At 68.7% G+C, this 26611-nt stretch carries 20 protein-coding genes; 2 read left to right on the plus strand and 18 right to left on the minus strand.

Annotated elements, in window-relative coordinates; all coding sequences use genetic code 11:
* Nucleotides 1–33: 33 nt before the first annotated feature.
* From A8G15_RS16995 to A8G15_RS17060, 14 genes are all read right to left on the minus strand, one after another.
* Entirely contained in the window at nt 34–1185 is a 1152-nt protein-coding gene (locus A8G15_RS16995) for an acyl-CoA dehydrogenase family protein (protein ID WP_068161976.1), read from the minus strand.
* Nucleotides 1186–1314: 129 nt separating this feature from the next.
* On the minus strand, nt 1315–2832 hold the full coding sequence (locus A8G15_RS17000; protein WP_068161978.1) for an acyl-CoA synthetase: 1518 nt from the start codon (nt 2830–2832) through the stop codon (nt 1315–1317).
* Between the two features lie 67 nt (nt 2833–2899).
* Nucleotides 2900–3670, minus strand: a complete 771-nt coding sequence (locus A8G15_RS17005) for an enoyl-CoA hydratase (RefSeq protein ID WP_245687876.1) — start codon at nt 3668–3670, stop codon at nt 2900–2902.
* A 79-nt stretch (nt 3671–3749) separates the two neighbouring features.
* Entirely contained in the window at nt 3750–4577 is an 828-nt protein-coding gene (locus A8G15_RS17010) for an NmrA family NAD(P)-binding protein (protein WP_068161984.1), read from the minus strand.
* Between the two features lie 4 nt (nt 4578–4581).
* Complete coding sequence (locus tag A8G15_RS17015; protein ID WP_068161986.1) at nt 4582–6531, minus strand: hydantoinase B/oxoprolinase family protein; 1950 nt, start codon at nt 6529–6531, stop codon at nt 4582–4584.
* Nucleotides 6528–8630: a hydantoinase/oxoprolinase family protein gene (locus tag A8G15_RS17020; protein WP_068161989.1), complete on the minus strand. Its 2103-nt coding sequence runs from the start codon at nt 8628–8630 to the stop codon at nt 6528–6530. Before A8G15_RS17020 ends, A8G15_RS17015 begins: the two co-directional genes overlap by 4 nt.
* Nucleotides 8631–8837: 207 nt before the next feature.
* Entirely contained in the window at nt 8838–9488 is a 651-nt protein-coding gene (locus A8G15_RS17025) for an SRPBCC family protein (protein ID WP_068161992.1), read from the minus strand.
* A complete protein-coding gene (cutA, locus tag A8G15_RS17030) occupies nt 9485–11971 on the minus strand; it encodes an aerobic carbon-monoxide dehydrogenase large subunit (RefSeq protein ID WP_068162023.1) in 2487 nt (828 codons plus the stop codon). The genes A8G15_RS17025 and cutA overlap by 4 nt, the downstream gene beginning before the upstream one ends.
* Before the next feature lie 14 nt (nt 11972–11985).
* Nucleotides 11986–12660: a (2Fe-2S)-binding protein gene (locus A8G15_RS17035; protein ID WP_068161995.1), complete on the minus strand. Its 675-nt coding sequence runs from the start codon at nt 12658–12660 to the stop codon at nt 11986–11988.
* Entirely contained in the window at nt 12657–13571 is a 915-nt protein-coding gene (locus A8G15_RS17040; protein WP_068161998.1) for an FAD binding domain-containing protein, read from the minus strand. The genes A8G15_RS17035 and A8G15_RS17040 overlap by 4 nt, the downstream gene beginning before the upstream one ends.
* Before the next feature lie 87 nt (nt 13572–13658).
* Nucleotides 13659–15107: a uracil-xanthine permease family protein gene (locus tag A8G15_RS17045; protein ID WP_068162001.1), complete on the minus strand. Its 1449-nt coding sequence runs from the start codon at nt 15105–15107 to the stop codon at nt 13659–13661.
* Between the two features lie 180 nt (nt 15108–15287).
* Nucleotides 15288–16946 (minus strand): helix-turn-helix domain-containing protein, encoded by a 1659-nt coding sequence (locus A8G15_RS17050; RefSeq protein WP_156665439.1) that lies wholly within the window; start codon nt 16944–16946, stop codon nt 15288–15290.
* A gap of 55 nt (nt 16947–17001) precedes the next feature.
* On the minus strand, nt 17002–18129 hold the full coding sequence (locus A8G15_RS17055) for an XdhC family protein (RefSeq protein ID WP_068162004.1): 1128 nt from the start codon (nt 18127–18129) through the stop codon (nt 17002–17004).
* A 25-nt stretch (nt 18130–18154) separates the two neighbouring features.
* The gene (locus A8G15_RS17060; RefSeq protein WP_068162031.1) at nt 18155–19549 is read right to left on the minus strand and encodes an amidase; all 1395 of its coding nucleotides are present in this window, start codon (nt 19547–19549) and stop codon (nt 18155–18157) included.
* Between the two features lie 162 nt (nt 19550–19711).
* Here A8G15_RS17060 and A8G15_RS17065 point away from each other — a divergent pair, with 162 nt between their 5' ends.
* Complete coding sequence (locus tag A8G15_RS17065) at nt 19712–20917, plus strand: MFS transporter (protein ID WP_068162007.1); 1206 nt, start codon at nt 19712–19714, stop codon at nt 20915–20917.
* Between the two features lie 194 nt (nt 20918–21111).
* On the opposite strand, the gene A8G15_RS17070 is transcribed toward A8G15_RS17065, so the two are convergent.
* Together A8G15_RS17070 and A8G15_RS17075 are read right to left on the minus strand one after the other, a co-directional pair.
* On the minus strand, nt 21112–21933 hold the full coding sequence (locus A8G15_RS17070; protein ID WP_068162009.1) for a glycoside hydrolase family 19 protein: 822 nt from the start codon (nt 21931–21933) through the stop codon (nt 21112–21114).
* A 697-nt stretch (nt 21934–22630) separates the two neighbouring features.
* On the minus strand, nt 22631–24058 hold the full coding sequence (locus tag A8G15_RS17075; protein ID WP_068162012.1) for an acyl-CoA synthetase: 1428 nt from the start codon (nt 24056–24058) through the stop codon (nt 22631–22633).
* 143 nt (nt 24059–24201) lie between these two features.
* Here A8G15_RS17075 and A8G15_RS17080 point away from each other — a divergent pair, with 143 nt between their 5' ends.
* On the plus strand, nt 24202–24939 hold the full coding sequence (locus tag A8G15_RS17080; protein WP_068162015.1) for an IclR family transcriptional regulator: 738 nt from the start codon (nt 24202–24204) through the stop codon (nt 24937–24939).
* A 10-nt stretch (nt 24940–24949) separates the two neighbouring features.
* On the opposite strand, the gene A8G15_RS31905 is transcribed toward A8G15_RS17080, so the two are convergent.
* The gene (locus tag A8G15_RS31905) at nt 24950–25840 is read right to left on the minus strand and encodes a nuclear transport factor 2 family protein (protein ID WP_068162017.1); all 891 of its coding nucleotides are present in this window, start codon (nt 25838–25840) and stop codon (nt 24950–24952) included.
* A gap of 388 nt (nt 25841–26228) precedes the next feature.
* Nucleotides 26229–26611: alpha/beta fold hydrolase (locus tag A8G15_RS31130; RefSeq protein WP_245687875.1), on the minus strand; the 383-nt coding region annotated here is incomplete at its 5' end.

Raw genomic sequence — 26611 nt, forward strand, 5'->3', positions numbered from 1 at the left:
CAGAGAGGCACCCATCACCGTGGGGCGCGGGGACTACAGCGACCGCGCGATGAGCATCTTCATCACTTCGTTGGCACCGGCGTAGATCCGCTGTACCCGCGCGTCCTCGTACATCCGCGCGATCAGGTATTCGCGCATGTACCCGTAGCCGCCGTGCAACTGGACACAGCGGTCGACGACCTCGCACTGCTTGTCGGTCAGCCAGTACTTGACCATCGCCGCATCCGCCGGGTCGAGCTGTCCCTTCAGATGCTGTTCGATGCAATGGTCGAGGAAGATCCTGCTGGTCCGGGCGATCGTCTGGCATTCGGCGAGTTCGAACGCGGTGTTCTGGAAATCGAACAGCGTGTGCCCGAACGCCTGGCGCGCCTTGGTGTAGCGCACCGTCTCCTCGACGGCCCGCTGCATTGCCCCGGCAGCCTGCGCGCCGATGATCAGACGCTCCTGCACGAGTTGCGCCATGAGCTGCGCGAAACCCTGGCCTTCGCTGTCGCCCAGCAGGTTCGACACGGGAATCCGCACATCGGTGAACGAGAGTTCGGAGGTGTCCGCTCCGTGCTGGCCGACCTTGTCGAGCACCCGGCCGACGGCGAAGCCCGGGCAGTCGCGCAGATCGACGATGAGCAGCGAGATGCCTTTCGCGCCGGCCTTCGGATCGGTCTTGACGGCCAGCACGATCACATCGGCCGACGACCCGTTGGTGATGAACGTCTTCGAGCCGTTGATCACGTACTCGTCGCCGTCGCGGATCGCCGTGGTCTTGATCGCCTTCAGGTCCGACCCGGCGCCCGGTTCGGTCATGCCGATGGCACCGAGGATCTCGCCGGTGGCCATGCCCGGCAACCAGGTTCGCTTCTGCTCCTCGGTGCCGTACTCGAGGATGTAGTGCGCGACGATTCCGCTGTGCACGGAGATGCCCAACGCGAGATCACCCGCATAACCCTGGGCTTCGAACACCGCGAGGTCGTGCGCGAATGTTCCTCCTCCGCCGCCGTATTCCTCCGGAATCGAGCACAGGAGCAGGCCGAGCTTGCCTGCCTCGAGCCACACCTGCCGGTCGATGCGGTGCTGTGCGTCCCACTTCTCGACGTGCGCCATGACCTCGCGTTCGAAGAAGTCTCCGGCCAGTTCCGACAGCGCCCGGACTTCGTCGTCGTGCCAGGACGGCACGTGCTTGCTCCCCATGAGTTCCCTTGCTTCCCGACGGCCGCTACCGGCCGTGCAGCCCGATCGAATGAACTGTCTTCGCACCGAACGACGTTCGCCGTTGCCACCGAACGACGTTCGCCGTTGCCACCGAACGACGTTCGCCGCCTACACCGCTCGCAGTTCGCGCTTGAGCAGCTTGCCGCTCTGGTTGCGTGGCAGCGTGTCGACGAACCGCACGATCTTCGGCACCTTGAACGGAGCGAGCCGTTCCTTGACGTGCACGACGAGTTCGGACTCGGTGATCTCGTGGCCGTCCTTGAGTACGACGACGGCGGTGACTGCCTCGATCCACTTCTCGTCGGGTGTGCCGATCACCGCGACCTCGGCGACCGCCGGGTGCGTGTACAGGGCATCCTCGATCTCGCGGGAGGCGACGAGGATGCCGCCGGTGTTGATGACGTCCTTGATCCGGTCGACGACGGTGATGTAGCCCTGTTCGTCGCGGGTGACGAGATCTCCCGAGTGGAACCAGCCGTCGCGGAACGCTTCCGCGGTGGCTTCCGGGTTGTCCCAGTAGCCCAGGCACAGTTGCGGCGACCGGTACAGGACCTCGCCGGGTTCGCCGACGGGAACGTCGTTGCCGTCGGCGTCGACGACGCGGGTCTCGACGAACAGCACGGCCCGGCCACACGAGGACGGGCGGTCGGCGTGTTCGTCGGGGCCGAGCACGCACGCGAGCGGCCCGATCTCGGACTGCCCGAAGCAGTTGTAGAAGCCGAGATCCGGGTAGCGCTCGCGCAGCCGGTTCAGCACCGTCACCGGCATGATGGAGGCGCCGTACTGGGCTTTGCGCAGCGACGACAGGTCGCGGGTGTCGAGGTCGGGATGGTTGGCGAGCGGCACCCACACGGTGGGCGCCAGGAACAGCGATCCGATCCGTTCGGATTCGACGAGCCGCAGGATCTCCGGGATGTCCGGGGACGGCAGCAGCGTGACGGTCGCGCCGACCGCGAGGTACGGCATGAGGAACACGTGCATGGCGGCCGAATGGTAGAGCGGCATGCAGATGAGTGGATTGTCGTCGGCGGACAGGTCGAGCGCGACCATCGACGACGTGTACTCGTGCACGAGCGCATTGTGGGTCATCATGGCGCCCTTGGGCTTCGATGTGGTACCCGACGTGTAGAGCAGCTGGGCGAGGTCGGAACCGGACGCGCCACCGTCGAGGGCCGGCACGTCGCCGGTGGATGCGACGGCGAGCAGCGAGTCGCCGGCGTCGCGTAGCGGCAGCACGTGTCCGGCGGGTACGTCGGCGAGGACGGCGTCGAGGTTGGCGCGCAGCGGTGGATCGACGAGCACGGCCTTCGCTCCGGACTGTCCGAGCAGGTAGCTCAGTTCCTCACCGCGCAGGGCGTAGTTGATCGGCACGTGCACGAGGCCGGCGCGCGCGGCACCGAGGTAGCCGAGCACATAGGCGTCGGAGTTGGTGCCGTACCCGGCGACGCGGTCGCCCTGCTCGAGCCCGAGGGAGCGCAGGTGAGCGGCGGTGCGGGTGACCGCCTCGTCGAGTTCACGATAGGTGAAGGTTCGGTCCGTGAAGCGCAGCGCGACGCGGTCGGGGAAGCGGGCGGCCGAGCGGTGCAGCACACCGTCGACGGTGTTCGAGCGTGGGTCGGGACTCATGGAAGTCAGGTTATCGGACGTCCAACCATTGGTCGAGACCGAACGATCGGTAAACCTTCGTCCCGCGTCACCGTCCTTGCCAGACGGGGGCACGCTTCTCCACGAACGCCGACATTCCCTCCTGCGCGTCGCAGATCACGGCGTTCTCCGCCATCGTCTCGGCCATCGCGTCGTACGCCTCGTCCTGCGGAAGATCGATCTGCCGGTAGAACGCTTCCTTGCCGATCCGCACCGTCGCCGACGACGCCGACACGATCTTCGCGGCCAGTTCCGTGGTCCGGATCTCCAGTTCCTCCGGCGGCACCACGAAGTTCACCAGGCCCCAGTCCGCGGCGGTCTCGGCGTCGATCGTGTCGCCGGTCAGGAGCATCTGTAGCGCGCGCTTGCGGCCGACCGCCCGGCTCACCGCGACCATCGGCGTCGAACAGAACAGGCCGATCCGCACACCCGGCGTCCCGAACACCGCGTCGGTGGCCGCGACCGCGAGATCGCACGACGCGACCAGCTGGCATCCGGCGGCGACCGCAGGTCCCTGCACCGAGGCGATGACCGGCTGTGGGATCGACTGCACGGTGCGCATCATCTCGTTGCACACGTCGAAGATCGCACGTTCCTCCTCGAGGGTGCGCCCGATCATCTCCCGCAGGTCGTGCCCCGCCGAGAACACCGGACCGTCCGCCCGGATCACGATCACCCGGCTGTCGGCGGCCAGCGCGCGCAGTCCCGTGATGACCTCGCGCATCGTGGCCACGGACAGCGGGTTGCGCTGGCGGGGGCGATTGAGCGTGAGGACGCCGATACCGCTGGCGTCGTCGACTGCTATGAGCACTGGAGGGATCCTGGAATCGGATCCGCCGGAGCCGTTCGAGCTGTGATCGGTCACACTCCCCTTCCTACACCACCGTTCCCCGCGCGGCTCACCGAAGCCGATCGACGACGGAGGTCGGTGCCCGCTCGAGCAGCGCCGCCAGGCTCGCGCTGCCCGCGACGAATCCGTGCCGGTCGTAGAACTCGAACATCGCGGCGAGGCGTGCCCGAGCGTCGGGCGTCAGCGCCCGGCCGTGCCGTTCCATCCATTCGGCCGCCGGGACACGGATCACCGCGACCGCTCTGCCGGTGGCGTTGCACAGTTGCCGGACACTCACGGCCTGCGGACCGCCGAGCTCGTAGGTCGCGCCGTGATGTGCGTCGGCGCCGTCGAGCAGGACCCGTGCCGCCGCCGCCGCGACATCCGCGAGCGCAACGAACGAGAACGGTGCGTCGGAGTCGTAGGGCACCTCGAGAAGGTCCGAGTCGCCGTCGAGCACGGCCGCGAAGTTCTCGGCGTAGGCGCACGGCTGGAGCACGGTCCACCGCACGCCGTCACGGATGTGCAGTGCGTCCTCGCATCGCGCCTTGTCCATGTGGTGCGGCATCGCGGGCGTGTACGGCCACGCGACGGAATGGTAGACGACGTGCTCGACGCCGGCGTCGACCGCCGCCCCGAGGAATCGCTCGAACAGCCCGGGTTCGTCGGGATGCAGGTTGGGTGCGATGAAATACGCTGCGCGGCAACCGGTCAGAGCTTCGTCGAGGCCGGCGCCGGTCTCGAGGTCGACGGCGAGGTCCCCCGTCCGCCGAGCGGTGTGCACCACTCGGCGGACGGGGGCCGCCGACCCGAGCGCCGACACGACGGCCGCACCGGTCTTCCCCGCGGCGCCGATCACCGCGATGTCGGCGCCGCGGGGGGTGGAACGACGTACCACGGTTTCAGCTCCCGATGAAGTCGTACTCTGCGAACTCCGCTCCACCGGAGAGCCTCGCGTAACCGGGCCCGCGGTCGAAGAACGGCTCGTCACCGCGCTCCGCGCGCATCCGGGCCCGCAGGACGTCGGTTGCTTCCGCGTCGGCGACGGGCTCGTCGGTCGAGTCGGTCGCCAGCACCACACCGTAGTCGTCACGGGCGCCCTCGACGGACACCTTGCGCCACAGCACGTCCCGCACGACGTCCTCGACGGGCCGGTCCAGCGGATCGCCCCAGCCGCCACCGCCGGTGGTGCGGATGCGCACCACCTGGCCGGCCTTGATCGGCTCGGCGTCGGTCAGTGCGTCGAATTCCCGCTCGTTCGGGGTCCCGGGATCGAGCACCACCGAGAACGGCTTTCCGGCCTTGCCGCCCTTGACACCCCAGCACGCCAGGATCGAGCGGTCGGCGATGGACATGAAGTGGGCGTCCTTGAGCATCCGGATGTGCTTCTCGTAACCGAGACCACCGCGGTAACGGCCGGCGCCACCGGAATCGATCGCCAGACCCAGCTTCTCGACGATGAACGGGAAACGGCTCTCGGTGAATTCCGTCGGCAGGTTCCGCGAGTCGGGGACCACGTGGATGGTGTCCTCGCCGTCGGCGTAGTGCCGGCCGCCGGAGCCGCCGCCGAGCACCTCACGCATGAGGTACGAGTGGCCGTCGAAGTCCTCGCCGTACACACCCGTGTAGCGGATGGTCTCCTGGTCGGCGGGCATGTTGCCGTCGACCGCCTTGGCGACCACACCGGAGAGCACACCGAGCAGACGGAGGATCACGAACGTGCGAGCGTTGGTGGGAGCCGGGAAGATCGGCGTGATGAGCGTGCCCTTCTCGGGGAACTTCATCTCGATCAGCGGCACCACGCCTTCGTTGACGTCGAGCTCGGCCATGCGTTCCGGGGTGTCGGCGAGATTGCGGAGGATCGGCGCGAGCCACTTGACGAGAAAGTTGCCGTCGGCGTAGTCACCGCAATGGTTGATCGGGCCCTTCGCCTGCGGACCGGTTCCGGTGAAGTCGAGGATCAACCGCTCCCCGCCTTCCGCCTCGGGCCCGGTCTTGGTGAGCGTGATCCGCTGGACGTGCAGCTTCGGCTCGTCGACACCGTCGTGCTCGGCGTAGTCCTCCCAGGTGTACGAGCCCTCGGGGATCTTGCTGAGGATTTCTCGGCGGTAGGTCTCGGTCGTCGCGTCGAGGATCGCGTCGAAGCACGACTCGACGGTCTCGACGCCGTACCGGTCGAACAGCTCGGACAACCGGCGCGCACCCATCAGGCAGGCCGAGCACTCGGCGTCGAGGTCCGCGGCGAGCGAGTCGGGCATGCGCGAGTTGCGGGTCATGATCCGCAGCGCCGCCTCGTTCGGCACACCCTGATCCCACAGCTTGATCGGCGGGACCATCAACCCTTCCTCGTACACCGTGGTCGCCCCCGACGGCATCGAGCCGGGGCAGCAGCCGCCGATATCGTCGTGGTGGCCGAATGCCTGCACGAACGCGACGACCGACGGCTCGGTGTCGCCCGGGCGGGTCGCGAAGACCGGGACGGTGACGCACAGGTCGGGCAGGTGACCGATGCCGCCTTCGGACAGATAGACGTCGTTGTGGAAGAAGACATCGCCGGGCTTCATGGTGTCGAGCGGGAAGTCGCGCGCCACCGGATGCACGAGCGCCGAATACGAACGGCCCGTGAGCTTGCGCAGGTTGCGGTCGTGGATACCGGCGCGGAAGTCGTGGGCGTCGCGAATCATCGGCGAGCGCGAGGTGCGTGAAATGGACGTCTCCACTTCCATTTCGACGCTCGCGAGGTACCCGGCGACGATCTCGACGAGCACCGGGTCGGGTGCGCTTCCGGAGGCGTCGGTCAGCCGGTAGGGCTTGGCGGTCGCGGCCGCGGGGGGCTCGAGAGTCGCAGTCATCGGTTGGCTCCGTTCGAGTCGGACGTCTTGCTGATGCGGATGTTGCCGAAAGTGTCGATACGGGCGCGGAATCCCGGGTGGACGGGAACCGTGGAGCTGAACTCCTCGATCACCGCGGGACCCTCGAGTTCGTCACCGGCACCGAGACGGGTGCGGTCGTAGACGCTCGTGGTGACCCATCCGTCGAAGTAGGCCTCACGGGTGCCGGTGAGCGCGGACTCCGCGCCGGTCCCCGCGGCGATCTCCACGAGTTCGGGACGCTGAATGGGCCCGATCCCGCTCACCCGCAGGTTGACCCATTCGACGTGCTGGTGCGGATCTCCCCGGAAGTCGTATCCGTACAGTTCCCGGTGCGCGTCGTGGAACCGCTCCGCTGCTTCGTCCATGAGTTCGCGGGTCACCGGACCGGCACCCAGCGGCACGCGCACCTCGAATGCCTGCCCGAAGTACCGCAGGTCCGCCGAACGCGCATACTGCCGCTCGTCGGGACCGAATCCTTCGTCCGCGAGCGCACGTTCGGCCTCGACGGCGAGGGCGTCCAGTCCGGCCTGCAGTTCCTCGATCTTCAGGCGGTCGTGCCGGCTGACGTGAGTCTGCACGTAGTCGTTGCGAACGTCGACGGTGAGCAACCCGAACGCGGAGACGTTGCCGGGATTGAGGGGCACCAGAACGTCTTTGAGACCGAGAATGTCGACCAGGCGGCACGCGAGCAGCGAACCGGAGCCGCCGAAGGTCACCAGCGTGAAGTCACGGACGTCGAGACCTCGCTTGACCGTGATCTGCCGGAGGGCGTTGGCCTGGTTCCACGCCGACACCTCGAGGATGCCGGTGGCGCAGGCCTCGAACTCGAGACCGAGCCGGTGCGCGAGTTCTTCGATTCCCTTGCGCGCCAGTTCCGTGTCGAGTGGAATCTCGCCGCCGAGCAGATGCGGAGGGATCCGGCCGAGCAGGACGTGCGCGTCGGTGATCGTCGGTTCGCTGCCGCCCTTGCCGTAGCACAGCGGACCGGGATCGGCGCCGGCCGACTGCGGGCCGACACGCAGCGTGCCCTCCGGGGTCTGCCATGCGATCGAACCACCACCGGCGCCGACGGTCACCACGTCGATCATGGGGATCTTCGACGGGTACACACCCACGCGACCTTCGGTGGTGAGAGCGGGTTCGCCGCCGACGACGACGGTGACGTCCGTCGATGTTCCGCCACCGTCACAGGTGAGCACCTGGTCGACTCCGGCGACGCCGGCGATCAATGCGGCACCGAGCGCACCCGCCGCCGGCCCCGACAGCACGGTGGTGATGGGCTGGTGGACGACCTCCTTGGCGGAGAGGACGCCACCGTTGGACTTCATGACGTAGAACGGGATCTCGCGCTGCTCGCCCTCCGCCGAGGAGAATTCCCGCAGCCGGGTCGCGATGTTGTTCACGTAGCTGCGGATGTTCGGCTTGACCGCGGCGTCGACGAGGGTCGTGATCGACCGCTCGTATTCCCGGTACTCGCGCAGCACTTCGCTGGAGATGCTCACCGTCGCCTCCGGGTACTCCTCGAGGAGGATGTCCCGCACCCGCTGCTCGTGAGCGGGATTCGCGTACGCGTGCATCAGGCAGACGCCGATGGTGAGGATCTCGCGGGTTCGGAAGAACCGTGCCGCGGCGCGGACGTCGTCCTCGTCGAGCGGACGGATCTCGTTGCCTTCGAAGTCGAGACGCCCGCGCAGCGTGCGCACGCGATCGGCCGGGACGATGCGGTCGGGCTTGACCCAGAAGTACGAGTTGCCGTATCCGTCCGGCACCGACTGGCGAGCAATCTCCAGTACGTGCTCGTAGCCCTCGGTGGTGATGAATCCGAGGTTCTCGACCTTGCCTTCGAGCAGCTTGTTCGTGGCGACGGTCGTGCCGTGGCTGACCGCGCCGATCGCGTCGCCGGTCTCGTCGAGCTGTGCCAGTACCTTCTCGATGCCGGCGAGGAATCCGACCGCCGGATCGTGCGGTGTCGACGGCGTCTTCGTGGTGACGATGGCGCCGGACTCGTCGTCGACCGCCACCACGTCGGTGAATGTCCCACCGGTGTCGATGCCGACCCGAATCTTCCTGGATCCCATGTGTCCTCCTGGTGTCGTCTCGCCGGTTCACACCTGACGTCTGATGACATTCCACAGGCTGCGGGGCACGGTTTCTTTGTCACATGTCGCCGAACTCGCCCGTCCTGGTTGGCGGTTCGTGCACTTCCGCGGGCCCCTGGCCCGGACGAACGACGGCACCCCCGGGGCCGTGAGCCCCGGGGGTGCCGTGCCGATCGTCGAGGACTGTTATCTGCGTGCCAGGACTGCGCCGATGACGACGCCGGCCAGCGCGATTCCGGCTCCGACACCTGCGGATACGAGAACCGTTGTCACCGGGATGTTCTCGAGGGAAGGCGCCGGCAGCGCTCCGGGGCCCACCGGAGTCAGGCGTTCGGCGGCCGCCGCGCCCTCGGCCACGGGCTGCGCGTCGGACGGGGTGGCGACCGCGGCGGCGGGGATGCCGTTCGCGATCACGCCGTCGATGCCGTTGAAGAACACTCCGGCCATCTTCTTTGCCACGCCGGTGATCATCCGCTGACCGACACCGCCGACCATGCCGCCGACGACCGCGTCGGCGTCGTAGCTGAGAACGGTGCCGCCGTCTCGTTCCTCGAGCCGGACCGTCACGTCGGCCTTCACGGTGCCCGGTGCACCGGAACCCGACGCCGTCATGACGAACGACTCCGGCCGGTTCTGCTCCGAGAGGACGACTTCCCCGTCGTAGGTGCCCTTGATGGACGCGACTCCCGCGGTGATCGACAGCTTGTAGTGGTTGTCGCTGATCTGCTCGAGCGACTGCACACCGGGAATGGTCGCCGCCAGGACGCGACCGTCCTGGAGGCTGTCGTACACGACCTCGGGCGGTGCCTGCAGTTCCGCGGTACCGGCGATTCTCATTCGTTCTCCTTGTTTCGGGTCTCCGCGTGCGCCAGACGCAGCTCGAACAGTTCCGACGGGGATATCGGCATAGTGGTGATGGGGATGCCTTCGGCATCCTCGATCGCCGCGGCGATCACCGCGGTCGTCGGGATGACCCCGGCCTCCCCGGCGCCCTTCATCCCGAGCGGATTGAGCCCGGACGGGGTGACGGTGTGGTCCATCTCGAGCGAGTCCGGCATCTCCGTGACGAACGGCATGAGGAAGTCCATATAGGACGCGTTGAGCATCTGGCCGTGCTCGTCGTAGACGATCCTCTCGTACAACGCACCGCCGATCCCCTGCGCCACCGCCCCCTGCACCTGTCCCTCGACGATCCGCGGGTTGATGACGTTGCCGCAGTCGTGCACGACCGCATACTTCAGAACCGTGATTTCGGCTGTGACGGGATCGGTTTCGACGATCGCCGCGTGCACCCCCGAAGCGAACGTGGATGTGGGCGGCGAGTAGTACCCGGTGGCTTCGAGTCCCGGCTGCTCGCCTTCGCGCACGGGCGGCACCGTCATGTCGGTGTCGGCCTTCGCGAACCCCGTCGCCTGCCGCGACGCGTCGTCGAAGGCGTACCGGAGCGGGTTGGACAGCACTGCCACCACGCCCAGCGGGATCGAGGTACCGGCAGCGCCGGCCTCGGTGCCGACGACACAGACGTGACCGTCGCGCAGTTCGAGTGCGTCCGAACCGACGTGCAGGTGCTCGGCGGCGATCGCTTTCGCCTTCTCCGCGACCATCTGTGCGGCGACGTGGAACGCGGATCCGGACATGACCGCGCCGCGGGAGGCGAACGTTCCGACGGCGTAACCGAATCGGCGGGTGTCCCCGGTGACGATCTCGACGTCGCACACCGGCACTCCGAGATCGTCCGCGACGATCTGTGCGAACGAGGTCTGATGCCCCTGGCCCTGCGTCGTCAATCCCGTCGCGGCCTTGACCTTGCCGGAGGTTTCGACGAGCACGTGTGCGCCCTCGTACGGCCCCGGTCCGGTGCCCTCGACGTAGGCTCCGACGCCGATGCCGACGCGTCGCCCCTCGGTCTGCGCGCGTTGCTTGTACTCGGCGAACTCGTCCCAGCCGATGAGGGCTTTCACCTTGTCGATCCCGGTTTGATAGTCGCCGGTGTCGTAGATGAGGGGGCGTCCGTCCTGGAAGATGAGGTGGAAGTCGTACGGCATCTCCTCCGGCCGGATGAGATTGGTCTCGCGAACCTCGATGACGTCCTTGCCGAGGTACTTCGCAATCGCATCCATCGAGCGCTCCATCGCGAATACGCCCTGCGGCCGGCCCGCCCCGCGATAGGGCGTGACGATGACCGTGTTGGTGTACAGCGAGTACCCGTCCACCCGGAACGCCCGTGGCTTGTACGGGCCGAGCACCTGCGTGGAGGTGTTGAGCAGAACGATGATGCCGTACGGCAGGTACGCGCCGTTGTCGTGCCAGATCGAGAAGTCGAAGGCGAGGAGCCGGCCGTCGTCGTCGAAGCCGACGGTCACCTCGTGTACCTGACCACGCTCGTGGGCACTCGAGACGAAGTGCTCCCGCCGGTCCTCGACCCACTTGACCTCGCTGGAGATACCCGCCTGGCCGAGCTTGCGGGCAGCCCAGGTGACCATGACCTCCTCGGGCCAGGGGTGAACGATCTTCACACCGAATCCACCGCCGACGTCCGGGGCGATGCAGTGAACCTTGTTGTGCGCCATGCCGAGGCGGGCGGCGATGGCTGCCCGCGCGGACGTCGAGGTCTGGGTGGACGTCCAGAACGTGAGTGCCTGCTCGTCGTCGTCCCAGCGGGCGTAGACGCCTTTGCCCTCCATCGGCATCGATGCCGAGCGTTCGATCTCGAGGTTCAGTGTCAGCCGGTGCGGTGCCGCGGCGAGTTCTGCGTCGACGTCCCCGAAACCGTGCCGGAGGTGGGCGGCGATGTTGTCCGGCACGTCCGGGTGGACCGCCCGCTCGGCGCGGCGCGCGACGTCGATGCCGACCACCGCGGGGAGCGCGTCGTAGGAGACGTCGATCAGTGCGCACGCGTCCTCGGCGATGTACCGGTTGTCGGCCACGACCATCGCGATGGCTTCACCGACATGGTTGACCTCGTCCTTCGCGAGCGGATATCCGTTGCGCGGAGCCGTGATGGCGGGGTGCGGAATCAGCAACGGCAGGCTCTCGGCGACCTCCGCGGAGTCCGCCTCGAGATCCTCGTAGGTGTAGATCGCATGGACGCCGGGCACTTCGAGAGCGGCATCGATGTCGATCCCGAGGATGCGGGCGTGCGCGTGCGGTGACCGGACGAAGGCCGCGGCGAGCGCTCCGTGCCCGAGGTCGTCGAGGTAGCGGCCGTTGCCGCTGACCAGGCGACGGTCCTCGACACGCGGAATGGGGCTGCCGAACGACTTGCCGGGCTCGGTCGCATGGTGTGTCTCCGTGGGCGCGACATCGGTTGCCGCGGACACCGTGGGGCTCGTGGTCACGACCTTGCCGCCTTTCCGCCGACGGGAGCGGTCGCGCCGCGCACCCGCGAGTCCGATGCCGTGTCCAGTGCAGCCCGCGAGGTTTCGTCGTCGGGTCCCAACGGCGAACCTCCCGACCGTTCCCGGGTGATCTCGGCGGCACGCAGTACTGCTGCACCGATGTTCCGATAGCCGGTGCACCGGCAGAGGTTGCCGGCGATCGCCTCGGTCGCCTCCTCCCGCGTGGGGGACGGGTTGTCCTCGAGGAATGCCGCGATCGTGGTGATGAAACCCGGAGTGCAGAAACCGCATTGGAGTCCGTGGCAGTCGATGAACGCTTGCTGCACGGGATGCAGGGTGCCGTCGGGTTCGACCAGACCCTCGACCGTCGTCACCGACCGGCCTTCCAGACTCGCCGCGAGGACGAGGCAGGAGCGGACGGGCTTGCCGTCCAGCAGCACGGTGCAGGCTCCGCACACACCGTGCTCGCAACCGACATGGGTTCCGGTCTGCCGCAGGTGGTGCCGGATCGCGTCGGAGGCGAGCGTACGGGACGGTAGCACGACGGTCTGCGTCACGTCGTTGAGGGTGAACGTCACTGCCACGTGGTGTTCGCCGGTGTCCGCCTGCAGATCCTCGATCTGTTCGGCGACGGTGCGGCCCCGGCCGCCCGTCCGAGGGCTGTTGCTCATCGTTGTCCTCCCGTCTGCGCCGAGACGCGGGTCGCGTCGCGCACGGCGTCCTGCGCTGCGGCGAAACCGACCCGGCCGGTCAACGCCGCTACGAGTTGCGATCGATAACGAGCGGTCGCGTGGATGTCGGATTCCGTCTCGACGGAATCCCGCGCCTCCTCGGCCGCCGTCTGCCACAACGGGTCCCGCGCATCGTGCGCCGATGCGCCGCGAAGCGTGTCACCGAGGTCGACGACCCGGCCGAACTCGCCGGCGGAGATGTACGTCATCCGCGCCGACACCACCGCGCCGTCGTCGACCTCGACCTGCGCGGCCACCCCGACGAGGGCGTAATCCCCGTGCCGGCGGGCAATTTCGTCGATCGCGGTGCCGGTGCCCGGGCGTGCGGGCGGCACCGTCACGCTCGTCGCGATCTCGTCTGTCTCCAGCGTCGACTCGAGCGGTCCCGCGAACAGCTCGCCGGCCCGGATCTGCCGGGCTCCGCGGATCGAACGGACGGTGACGGACCCGCCGAGCAACGCCAGCACCGCCGGCATCTCGGCCGAGGGATCGGCATGGACGATCGATCCCACCGTGGTTCCGCGGTTGCGGATCGTCGGGTGCGCGACCAGCCGGAGCGCCCGCCCGAGCAACGGCTGCACCTGCGCCGCACCCGCATGGGCCTCGAGGTCCGCGTGCGTGGTCAGCGCGTCGAAGGTGACGCCGAGCTCGGACGAGGCGGACACCGTGTCGAAGCGCGGGATCGAGCCGATGTCGACGAGATGGGCCGGCGCCGCGAGCCGCATCGACAGCAGCGGGATCAGAGACTGTCCGCCGGCGAGCACTTTGCCTTCAGGGGCGACCCTCGCGAGGATTTCGCATGCCTCGTCGATCGACCGGGGCCGATGGTAGGTGAGTGGCGACGGTTTCATTCAACAGATCCTGCCCGCATCGTTCGTTTCGTTTTTCGTGAACAAGTGACAAAGCTCACCGTGTGACACTGTCACAAGTAATGGAGGTCACGCGAGCTGCCGAACACGCTCCGGGTCACTCTCCCCGTCCGGACCGTCCGGACCGTCCGCTCGTCGCGGACCGCCCGCCGCGTCGCCACCGCCGTGGCCGGGATCGCTCTTCGGGGCGATCACCCGGCACAGGTGGTACAGAACGATGACGACGATGGTGCCGAGTGCGATGCCGCTGAGCGAGAACGTGTCGGTGAACTGCAGACTGGTGTCACCGATCGCGATGATCAGACCGGCGGCGATGGGCATCAAGTTGAGCGGGTTTCCGAAGTCGACGCCGTTCTCGTTCCAGATCTTGGCGCCGAGCAGACCGATGATGCCGTAGAGGACCACCGTGATTCCGCCGAGCACACCCCCGGGGGTCGCGGAGATGACCGCGCCGAACTTCGGCGAGAAGCCGAGCAGCATCGCGATCACACCGGCGGCCGCGTACGCGGCCGTCGAGTACACCCTGGTGGCGGCCATGACACCGATGTTCTCCGCGTACGTCGTGGTCGGTGATCCGCCGACACCGGTCGCGATCGCGGTGGCGAAACCGTCCGCGGCCAGAGCTCGTCCCATCATCGGATCGAGGTCGGTCTCGGTGATCTCCGCGACCGCCTTGACGTGGCCGGCGTTCTCGGCGATCAGGGCGATCACCCCGGGCAGGACGAGCACGATGAACGTGAGACTGAACGACGGCGCGTGGATTCCCACGATGCCGGCGGCTTCGTCGGTGAAGGGCGGCAGCCCGAACCACGGTGCGGATGCCACGCCGTCCCAGTTCACGCGGAGATGCTCGGTGACGGCGTCGGCACCGGCGTCGTAGGAGGTGATCGGCCCGGTGACCACGTCGAGAATCCACGACAGTGCGTAGCCGAACAGCAGGGACAGGAAGATCGCGACCCGCCCGAGGAATCCGCGCAGGACGACGCTGGACACGACCAGGACGATCATCACGATCAGGGCCACCCACTGATCCTGCGGCCAGTAGGTGCCGGCCACGACGGGTGCGAGGTTGAAACCGATGAGCATGACCACCGCGCCGGTCACGGCCGGAGGCAGGAGCCTGAAGATCAAAGAGCCGCCGAGGAAGTGGACGGCGATACCGATCGCGCCGAGCACCAGTCCCGAGACCATGATCGCCCCGGTGACGTCGGACGGTGAGCCGCCCTGCGCGTAGATCGCGGCGATGCCGCCGACGAAGGCGGCCGACGTTCCCAGGTAACTGGGAATCCGGCCCTTGACCACGAGCAGGAAGAACAGCGTACAGAAGCCCGAAAGCATCACTGCCAGCTGCGGATTGAGACCCATGATGATGGGGAAGACGAAGGTCGCGCCGAACATCGACACCACGTGCTGGCCACCCAGCCCGATCGTGCGGCCCCAGCTCAGCCGTTCGTTCGGTGCGACCACTTGTCCCGGTTCGATGTTCTTACCGTCTCCGTGCACTGTCCAGATGGGCATGGTCGGACCTTTCAGGCAGGGTGTGGGTGCCGATAGAGTCCACGCGCATTGTTACATCTGTGTTTCCGATCACACGCGACCCTCGGTTAGGCGCAAACGCTAACGGAGCCGCAGGCATCGGGCCTGGGAGCAATCTGCCAGGACGGGGCCCGAGAAATTGGCAACATCCGCGATTGATCGTCAGGAACCGATCCCCCGCATCGCGATGATCTTCAGCGCGAGCGAAAGGTCCAGGCGCAGTTCGGGCTGCGCAGTGAAGGGCCCGAGGATCTTCTCGAGTTTCGCCACCCGGTATCGCAACGTGTTGTAATGAAAATGTAACTGGCGGGCGGCTTCTGCGATGTTGATGTTGGTTGCCAGGAGAACCTCGAGCGTCCGGCACATGTCCTGGGCCTCGGCCGTACCGTCGGTCAGCTCCTTGAGGGTCTCGCGCGCAAAGGATTCGAGCTCGTCGGTGTCCTCGACGAGACTGAGCAGCCGGTACACGCCCAGGTCGTCGAAGTGGGTCACCGCCCACGAACCCGAGATCTTCCGCCCCACTTCGAGTGCCGTGCGGGCCTGACCGTAGAGCGCCGGCAGGTCGTCGGTGGACGACGACGCCCGCGACACCCCGACCCCGAAGGGCCGGCGACCGCCGCCGCCGGCGCCCCGCACCTGCGCGACGAGTTCGTGCACCAGCGTCATCGTGTCGTTGTTCTCCCCCATGAGGACAACGAATTCGGTTCCGAGAGCAGTGACGGACGCGCCGGAGTCACGTCCGGCCAGCGCACCGGCGAACGCCCGCGCCTGGCGTTCCACCACCGGCAGCCGGGCAGGTGTCGCCGGGGCATCGTCCGGAACCTGGTCCGGTTCGACGGCAACGACGACGACGGGCCGGTCGAGGTTCCAGCCGAACATCTGCGCGTGCACCACGACCTGCTCGGGTTCGCCGGCACGTCCGCGCAGCAGATCCCGGACGAAGTTGGCGCGATGCTTCTCCTCGATCGCCGACACCGCGAGCTCCCGGCTGACGACCAGCGCACAGACCGTCGCCGCCTGCTCGACCAGGTAGAGATCGGCCGACGTGAGCGCACGGGACCGGCAGGAGAGAACGAGACGGCCGTGATCGATCCCGTTCGCCGAGATCGCTGCGATGGCCACGTGCTCGTCGCCGAAGCGGTGCAGTCCGAGTCCGCCCTCGATCGAATCGGTACGGACTCGTCCCGTTGCGTCCACCGCCGGCGTCGACGCCAGCCGGCACAGGTCGGATTCGTCTCCGACCCTGCAGGTTTGACGTCCGTCGGGCGTCGTGATGAGCACCGCTCCACCGAGTGCCCGCGACACGCCTTCCGCGAGGGCCCTGTGCCCGCCACCGGCCGTGACGATCTCGAGCAGTCCGCGCCGCAGGTGATCGGCCCGGAACACCGCATCGACCTGAGCCGCCGCCATGTCGCGGAGTGCGGGGGCGAACCGGTGGTCCGCGACGACTTCGTCGCAGATCGTCAGGACCGGAACGGGTGCGTCCGAAGGCGGCCATCCGGGGAACGGATCGTCGGAATCGATCCGGACGACGAGCCCGGAAACTTCGTGCCGGTCGAGCCGCGCCAGGAGATCGGCCGCCGTTCCGGAGACCCGCGCGAGCACTGTCGCGGACGTGACGATCAGTTGTCCCGGGCGCAGCCAGGGCCCGATGTCCGGAAGCATCATCATTGCCACACCGGTGACCGCGCGTGCGGTGGCGATGTCACCCGCGACGAGAACCGGCGCCTCGAACAGCCCCGACGCGACGACGTCCGCGAACGGGGTGGGGTCGAGCGCAACGGTGTCGCCGTCCGATTCTTCCGTGTCACGCAACGTCACAGCTACACCCGTTCACCTACCGGTCGTTCGTCCCCCGCTCGGGAGACAAGTGACATTAGAGGGCGACAGCAGCACCGTCAATCGGTGTGGGGCACCCGGCGGGTTGGGCCGTCCGGTCGGTGCGGTCGCGGTGGATCGGCCCCCGGAGCCGGACGAGGCTCTCGCCTGTGGCGCCGCGTGTCGCCACGAGGATCTCCGCGAGGATGGCTATCGCGGTCTCCTCCGGAGTGCGGGCCGCGAGGTCGAGCCCGATGGGCGAGTACAACCGGTCCAGCTCGGCCTGCGACAGGCCGGTCTCCCGCAGCAGCGCGATCCTGCGCTCGTGCGTGGATCGGCTGCCCATCGCCCCGATGTAGGCGGCATCGCTGCGAAGTGCCCGCTCGAGCAGCGGAATGTCGAACTTCTCGTCGTGTGTGAGGACCGCGACGACCGTGCTCGAATCGACGGTCGCCGAATCCAGGAAGACGTGCGGCCACATCACCACCACATCGTCCGCGGCGGGAAACCTTGCGCGGGTCGCGAACACGGGCCGGGCATCGACCACCGTGACGTGATAGCCGGCGAACCTGCCCGCCGTGCACAGGGCAGCGGCGAAGTCGATCGCGCCGAAGATGTACATCCGCGGGCGCGGTGCGAAAACTTCTACCACGGGCGAACTTTCGCCCGGGTCGCCGACTCCGTCGACGAAGGTCCGGGACTCGCCCGAGCGGAGCAGCCGCCGCGCCTCGGCGTCCGCCCGCGACTCCCGGTCCGAGCCTTCCGGCGTGACGACCCGGTGACGTGCGCGGCTGCCGCTGCGGTCCGTCACGACCGCGACGGGATCGCCGGCAGTGATCCGGCGGGCCACCTCCGGAAATTCGGGGTAGGTGTGGCGATCGACCCGCTGGACGAACACCTCGATGGTGCCACCACAGGTCAGCCCGACGCCGAACGCGTCGTCGTCGGTGACACGGAAAACCTCTGTGCGGCAGTGCCCGTCGTCGAGAACGGCCAGCGCGACGTCGTACAGGGCGCCTTCGATGCAGCCGCCCGAGACGCTTCCCAGCACCTGACCCGACCGCGACACCGCCATCGCGGCACCCGGGGCACGCGGCGACGACTTCCAGGTCCGCACCACCGTCGCCAGTGCGAACGCCTCGTCGCACGCGAACCACTGCGCAATCTCATCGAGAACGTCTCTCACTGTGTTCCTCCTCGGCCGATCGGGGTCACGCCGCCCGCGCGGCGACCGCCAGCGCGACGTGCTCGTGGTAGGGCCGGGCGACGATCTGGACGCCGATCGGCATGCCGTCGCTCGTCTCCCCCACCGGCACGACGGCCGAGGGGAAACCCGCGAGACTGATCGTGCGGCAACTCGCCAGCGCTTCCTGCCAGGTGAGGAACCGGCCGCCGACGTCGAAGCGGTCCGCGCCGAGCGGGGGCGCGCCGATGGAGGCGACCGGAAGGACCAGCACATCGCCCATTTCACCGAGCAGGCGATGAACGAATCGGGTCCGCGCATCCCACAGGTTCTCGACCTCCCGCTGCCCCGCGCGGCCCGCGGTGGTCAGCATGGCCCGGACGGTCGCACCGAACCGGCCGACGTCCGCCAGCGCCGCGATGTCGGTGTGGGTCTGGGTGGCGCGCAGACGCCCGAAGAGGTCGTTGCCTTCCGCCAGTGCCGCCCCGCGATACGGCCGGGCGCCGAGCCGGCCGGCGACGTCCCGCACCGCGCCGACGATGTCCTCGGCGACCGGAACGGTTCCCTCCCCCGCCGCCCAGGTGATGTCGAGCCTGCGCACGTCGACGAGTGCCGGATCGGTCCAGGCGATGTGGGGCGCGGAGACCACCCGGAGCGCGAGGGCGACGTCGTCGAGGCTCCGCGCCATGGGGCCGACGGTCTGCAGGGCGCCGTGCACCGTCGTGGGGTTGGCCAGCACGCGCTCGCCGGCGAGCACACCCGGATACTGGCCGTCCGCGGACACCCGCCCCGCCGTGGGACGGATCGAGCACAGTCCGGTGCAGTGCGCGGGCCAGCGCACCGACCCGCCGAAGTCCGTTCCCAGGCCGAGGGCGCTCATCCCGGACGCGATCGCCGCCGCCTCGCCACCGCTCGAGCCACCGGGCGATCGGGGCACCGATGGGTCACCGAGCGGGTTGACGGTCGGACCGAACAGTTCGTTGTCGGTGAGGCCGGAGGTTCCGAACTCGGGCGTGTTGGTCTTGCCGACGAGGATTGCCCCGGCCGATCGCATCGCCGCCACGGCCGGGGCGTCCACCGTCGGCACGTTGTCGGCGAGCGCGCGCGAGGCGGCCGTGGTGCGCACGCCCGCCGTGGCGATCAGGTCCTTCACCGTGAACGGCACACCGGCGAGGGGCCCTGGCGCGGCGCCGCGATCGAGGCGGTCGTCGAGCGCGTCCGCCTGCGCCCGCGCCTGGTCGGCAGCGACGGTGACCAGGGCATTCAGCCGGGGGTTGTGGTCGGTGACACGGCCGAGATACTGCTCGACCACCTCGCGTGCCGTGACTTCCCTCCGGCCCACGGCCGCCGCGATCGAGTGTGCGTCGGCGACTGTCCACTCACCCGATCGCGAGGTGTCGAGTGCGGGGGAACGGTCGGCCACCACATGAGCTCCTTCGTCGACGAAGAACCGGAACGCTGGAATGAACGAGAACGCTAAGGTCCGGCTCCGACGTGTCCAACGGCCACTGTGCACAGGAACAGGGTCGCGTCGGTGTGAAGTGTTGCCACCTGCCGGGGCCGGCGCGCCTGACAGGATCGGGGGATGATTCCGTCCTGGGCCCGTGTCGCGTTCGCAGTCTTCGCGGTGAGCTGGGGCGCCAACCAGTTCGCCCCGATGCAGCTGGTGTACCGCGATCATCTCGGATTGGGCAGCGACTCGTTCACCGCCATGCTCGGCTCCTACGTCGTGGGGCTGATCCCCGCGTTGCTCTGGTTCGGCCGGCTCGCCGACCGGATCGGACGCCGGCCGGTGATCCGCGCGATGATCCCGGTGAGCATCGCGTCGTCGATCGTCCTGCTGCTCGGCGCGCACACCCCCGCGCTGCTGTATCCGGGGCGGATCCTCGCCGGCCTGGCATCGGGGATGGCGTTCGGCGCGGGTACCGCATGGATGAAGGAACTCAGCAAGGGACCGGGAGTCGGCGCCCGCCGAGCGGCGGTGTCGTTGTCGGCCGGATTCGGGTGCGGAGCGCTGTTCGCCGGGCTCATCGCGCAATGGTTGCCGGCACCGGACCATGTGCCGTACATCGTGCACATCACCCTCATGGTGGTGGCGCTCGTGGCGGTGTGGGGCGTCCACGACGGTCACGTCCCGCGCACGGCGCGCGGTTCCCGGCACCTGTCCGCGCTGGCGTCCCGCCGCTTCCGCTGGGGCGTCGTTCCATGGGCGCCGTGGGTGTTCGGTTGCGCGACCGTCTCTTTCGCCACGATGCCACCGATCGTGTCTGATCGGGTGAGCGGCGTGGCCGTCGCATTCACCGGCGCGGTCGCCGCGCTGACCCTGCTCACCGGCGCCGTGATCCAGCCCTGGGCCCGGCGCATCACCCGGGACGGTGAGGATCGCGGCGTGCGGGCCGGGATCGGACTGGGGGTGTCCGGGTTCGCGGCGGCCACCGTCGCGGTGGTCGTGGACGGGCCGGGGGCCGTGGTCGCGGTGCTCGTCGCGGCGGTCCTTTTCGGAGCCGGCTACGGGATTCTGCTCGTGTCGGGCCTGGTGATCGTGGAGAACATCACACCACCGGACCAATTGGCACAGACGGTGGCGGTCTTCTACTGCCTGATCTACCTGGGCTTCGCGGTGCCGTTCCTGGTGTCGCTCGCCGCACCACACATCGGTTACGGCGCGTGCTTCGCGGTGGCGGTCGCGACGATGCTGCTCGCGCTCGTCCCCGGGAGACCGGCCACGAGCCGGAACTCCGCGATGGCGCAGCCGGAACCGGCGGCATCGTCCTCCGACAACCTCGGATAGTCGCGACAGAGCCCACGGTCGCCGGAGGCGACAGGCCCACGGTCGCCGGAGGCGACAGGCCCACGGTCGCCGGAGGCGACAGGCCCACGGTCGCCGGAGGCGACAGGCCCACGGTCGCCGGAGGCGACAGGCCCACGGTCGCCGGAGGCGACGGAGCCCACGGTCGCCGCCAGCCGTGGTCCCGCGCGAGGAGACTACGGCTGGAGCAGCACGTCCAGACCGCGCTGGAAGTCGTCGATCCGGCGAGTGAGGGCGTTGTGGCCACCGTTCACGAGTTCCGACACCCGGACGATCCCGGTGGTCTCCGCAACCTGATTGAGGTTGCGCGAGGTCCAGTACCAGGCGGCCGCGGAGAACGCGTTCTCCGGCGCGGCGAGCAACTCGGGGTTTCCGACGAAGTCCACCCCGGTCTCCTGGCTCAGCTTCTCGTAGTTGTGCCGGCCGGTGATCTGGATGGCGCCGCGGCCCTTGTAGCGCACGCCGTCGCCCGGCTGGGTGTTGCCGAGGTCGGCCCGGCCCTCGTAGGCCCGTCCGGACGCGTACTCCTCGAACGTGCGGAAGGAATCGGACTCGACGGCGAGCTGCGCGATGAACGCTGCCTGACGGACCGGCGTGTCGATGCCGCCGTGCGTCATCGCGTCGTTCAGCGGGGCGATGTACTGATCGATCTTCTCGGGCTGGATACCGGGCACGATGCGCCGCAGTTCGTCGGGGGTGACGGCGGGCGGCGGCGGAGGAGCCGGGGCAGGCTCCGCCGCGACCTCGGCCGCATCCGGGGAGGTCGTGGGTTCGCCGGCGGCCGGGTTGTCCACCCCGGCCCACTGCCCGGTGGAAAGGCTCTGGAAATCCAGCGCCGCGAGCAGGTTGCCGGGTTCCTGGAACCGAGTCGGCGCGGAGGGGACCGGATCGGCCCCCGCGGAGGAGGTACCGGCCGCGACGGCGGCGGTCGTGGCGGTGGTGATCAAGGCCGCGGCGGCGACGGCGGCACGCAAACGGCGCGAGGATGAAACGGACATGCGGTCGTGCTCCAGGATTCGGCCGAAGTTCGGTTCGGCCTCCGAAACGGGGCCACGGGCGTTACCGCAGAGAGATCGTTGCTCCCCGCCGGATCACCATCGAGCGGCCTTAAGGTCACAACCAGGTAACGTTGCAGGTAGGCAGGTTTTCAAGGCATCGTGACGAACAGCACATTGACGGGTGACGAGGGATACACGCCGCACTCCGCCTTGGTTCGTGACCGGCCGGACCGCGCCGCGGCGTCGCCCCGGACGGGCGGCGCCGCGACCGGCAGCCCCGACCCGATCCGGAGTCCGACCGAGACGGCGATGCCGTATTACACTCTGTTACAACAGAATTCGCGAGGAATAGCCTTCAGGCGAGGATGCGGCCCGCCACGGCAGCCGGATCGGCGTCGATGCGCGCTGCACCCGGCGCCCACCGGGCCCGAACAGGCCGGCGCGACCTCCGTCGGCGGATGCACCGTGACCGTTCCGTGTCCCACGACACACCGCGGCACCGCTCCACCCTGCCCCGGGAAGGGCCGGCCGGGCCCCTGATCCGACCGCCGATCTCGTTCGCATCGCCGCATTCACCCTGATGCCGAACTCGTCCGTTTCATTCCGTTCGGCAGCAGGCCGGCCCCGTCCCTCCGGGGGCGCACTCCCCCGACCGGCCGGGACGGAGGCGGGCGTCAGCGCCGTCCACCTCGATCGTTCAGGCCCCGGCCAGGTAGTCCTCGACGAGGAGCTTCTTCTGCACCTTGCCCATCGCGTTGCGGGGAAGCACGTCGACCGAGCGGATCTCGCGGGGACGCTTGTGGATGGAGAGGGTCTGCGCAACGAAATCCGAGAGTTCCTCGGGATCGTGCCGGTCCCCGACCACGTACGCCACGATGCGCTGCCCGAGGTCGTCGTCCGGCACGCCCACCACGGCGGCCTCCTCGACAGCGGGGTGGTTCAGCAGAGCCGTCTCCACCTCACCTGCACCGATCCGGTAGCCACCCGACTTGATCATGTCGATCGATTCCCGGCCGACGATGCGGTGAAATCCGAGTTCGTCGACCACCGCGATGTCCCCCGTCTTGAACCATCCGTCCTCGGTCATGGACTCGGCGGTCTTCTCAGGGTTGTTCAGGTACGCGTCGAAGAGGGTCGGGCCGGCGATTTCGAGTTGCCCCAAGGTTTCCCCGTCGTGCGGGACGAGGTTCCCGGCCTGGTCCCGCAGGCGACTGGAGATTCCCCGGAGGGGCAGGCCGACCCATCCGGGCCGGCGCTCGCCGTCGAATCGGGTACTGAGCGTGATGATGGTTTCACTCATCCCGTAGCGTTCGATCGGCTCGGAACCCGTCAGCGCCCGCATGCGCTCGAACACCGGAACAGGCAGGGGCGCACTGCCGGAGACCAGCAGGCGGGCGGATGCGAGTGCGCGGGCGGATGATTCGTCGGCCACGACTCGCGACCACACGGTGGGAACGCCGAAGTACAGTGAACCTCCTGCTGCCGCATAGGCTTCCGGCTTCGGACGCACGGTGTGCACGAGGGGCGACCCGTGCCGGAGCGCGCCCAGCACACCGAGGATCAGACCGTGGACGTGGAAGAGCGGAAGTCCGTGGACCAGAACGTCGTCCGAGGTCCAGTTCCACGCGTCCGCCAGCCCGTCCAAGCCGTGCGCCACCGCGGACCGCGACAGTACGACGCCCTTCGGGGAGCCCGTGGTACCCGAGGTGTACATGATCATCGCGGTCTCGCCGGGGTCGGCCTCGGCCCAGGAGGATCCGGATCGTGCGCGCGGGTCGACCGGAACGGTGGGCAGTGCGACGTCGTCGCGCGGCGCGCCGAGCCACAGCTGCGCGTTCGAGTCCTTCAGGATGTGCTGCCGCTCGGCGGGGCCGGAGTCCGGGGGCACGGGCACCGCGGCCACGCCCGCCAGCAGACACCCCGCCACCGCGACGACGGTTTCGATGCTTGCGGTCGCGTCGACGGCGACCCTCCGGGAACCGCCGATCTCGTCCGCTACGGCGGCGGCCGCGGCCAGCAGTTCGGACCGGGTGAGCGAATCGTCACCGACCCGGACGGCGGCGCGGTCCTCTCCTGCGGCATCGACGAGGGAGGTCAGCAGCGGCCGAGGCGTCGTGGTGGTCATCGATGACGGGTCCTTTCTCGAGTCCTACCGGACGGAGTCCCGCACATATTGGTCCATATTATGGACCGATGTGCCATAATGCGGTCCGGCTTAAACTATAGTCCGCGATGTCCGGCGTCAACCGGCGAAGTGAAAGGTCACCGATGAACAGCGTCCTCACAGCACTTCGCGTCTTCGAGGAAGTTGCGCTGGCGCAGCCCATCGGTCTGTCCGAGCTGAGCAAGCGGCTCGACGTTCCCAAGAGCACGGTTCAGCGATGCCTCAGAACACTCGCGGACGCAGGCTGGCTGCGGACCGCACCGGCGAATCCCGGCCAGTGGGTCATCACCGGCCGGGCCTTCAGCCTCGGCAGCGCGATGTCCTCCGGCGACGAACTACGCCGTGTCGCGCTGCCCGAACTCGGCCGGCTGCAGTCGGAGACCGGCGAGACCGTCCACCTTGCGGTTCCGGACGGAAACGAACTGGTACTGATCGAGCGCCTCGACAGTGCCCATCAATTACGGGCGTTCCTGGCCCTGGGCACACGACTGCCCCTGCACGCGGCATCCACGGGCAAGGCATATCTCGCCTCGCTCCCGGACGACCGGATCGAGGAGTTCCTCTCCGACGGGCTCGTCTCGGTCACCGACCACACCGTCACCGATCCGGACACGCTTCGGCGCGAGATCGCGGACATTCGCGCCCGCGGATACGCCGTGACCGAGCAGGGCCTGCACGAAGGGATCGCAGCGGTCGCGGTCGCGCTGCGCGGGCGGAGCGGAGTCGTGCGGGGGTGCTTCAGTATTTCCGGGCCCGCCTCGCGCCTGACCCCCGATCTCTACGCCCCCTACGGCACGAAGGCGCTCGCCGCGCGGGACGCGATCGAACGGTTCCTGCCCTGATCGGGTGCCGTCAGCGCGGCTGCAGCACCCGGATGTCGCCGACGGTGTGCCGGACGTCGAACAACAGCTCGGCGACCCGCCAGCCGGCGTCGGTCCTGCGCAGCGTGTGCCGGTAGACGCCGAAGCACTCGTACGGTTCGAGCGTGGCACGATCGCCCGCTCCGAAATGACAGACGCGGGCCTTGCACGACGACAGGGCGGTGTCCCCGTCGATCTCGACGACGTGGTTGCCGAACAGATGCTGCGACGGACCGCAGCCGTCGAGATTCGACCGGATCATCCGGACGATCTCGGCCCGTCCGGTGACGGGAGCACGGTCCGCACTGCCGTAGCGGGCCGCCGCGTCCTCGGTGAAGAAGTCGTCCAGGCACGCCCAGTCGCGGTCGTCGAGCGCGTCGGAGTAGCGGTTGATCACCGCGATGACGTCCGCGCGGTCGGCGGGAAGACTGCGCGTCGTGCCGCGTAGGTGCTCACCCGTGTTCCCGGGCAGGTCGAACAGCGAATAGTCGCGGACAGAAAAGCGCCACCGCCCGTCCACCCGCTCGAATTCGTCGAGGTAGCGGCCGGCGGCGACAACCTGCAACGGCAGCTCCGCGGTCCCCTGCAGCACGGTGTAGTACGACCGGCACGTCGCACGCCCGGCGACGGCGTCGATGTCCAGCAGAGGATTGGCGACGACGTGCTTGGTTCGCGGTGTTCCGCACCCGTGAACCTTCACCGTCGCGCGCCACATGTCGGCCAGTCCCGCCCCCCCGGCGAGCTCGCGCCCGCCCCCGAGTCGCACCCGCGCATGCGCGAACAGCGCCGCCGCGTCCTCGAACCGGCCGGCATCCATGCGCTCGGCGTAGGTGTACAGCAGATTGGTGATCTCGGTGGCGTCGGTGCCCGGCTCGGCTGTCATCGACTCAGGCTCGCATCGCGTCCGCGGTCCCGACAACGCTCCGTACCGGTGAGTGGGCACGGCCGGGATCGACCCGAGTGTGCGCGTGGGGGCGTCGGGGGCTCGGGTGGCCGCACCCGTGAAGCCGGCGTGGACATGCCCGGGATGTCGCCACGTCGCTCGCCCCGGAATCGTGGTGGCCGTGGATGGCCCGCCGCGTCTGCAAGTATCCGGAGCGGTGAGGATTCGGACCGGTATCCGTGGGTTCTCACCGGCGACGTTGTCGGCCTTGGTCCGACCACGAACCACTTCGCCGGCGCCGTCCGTACCGGAGGACGCGATCGCGCTCCACCGGGACCGATTCGACGCGTGCAACGACTCGCCCAGCGGCTGACCGGGCGACGAGCCATCAGACCGCATTGCGTTGCAGCCGCCCGTCGAACGTGCGGGGGCCAGCGAGCAGTCGTCCCAGCGCGGACGCCACCTGGTCAGGGCATTCGGCGAGGATCCGATGCCCGGCACCTGCGATCCGCACCAGCTCGGCATGCGGCAGGAGCGCGACGATCGACTCCGAATGCGCGAAGGGCACGTACCGGTCCGCGGTCCCCGCCGCGACGACGACCGGCACGCTCGCGAGAGCGACCAGCGCCGCGGACTCGTCGAGCACCGCGAACGCCGCCAGCAGGCGCGACCACGCCGCGACCGTCGTGGTGCTCGACAACACCAGCCCGGCCGTCCGCAGCCACGAGTCGCCGCCCCGGCCGCGGGCGAGCATGGAGCAGACCAGCACCG

This window comes from Rhodococcus phenolicus, assembly GCF_001646785.1.
Lineage (GTDB): Bacteria > Actinomycetota > Actinomycetes > Mycobacteriales > Mycobacteriaceae > Rhodococcus > Rhodococcus phenolicus.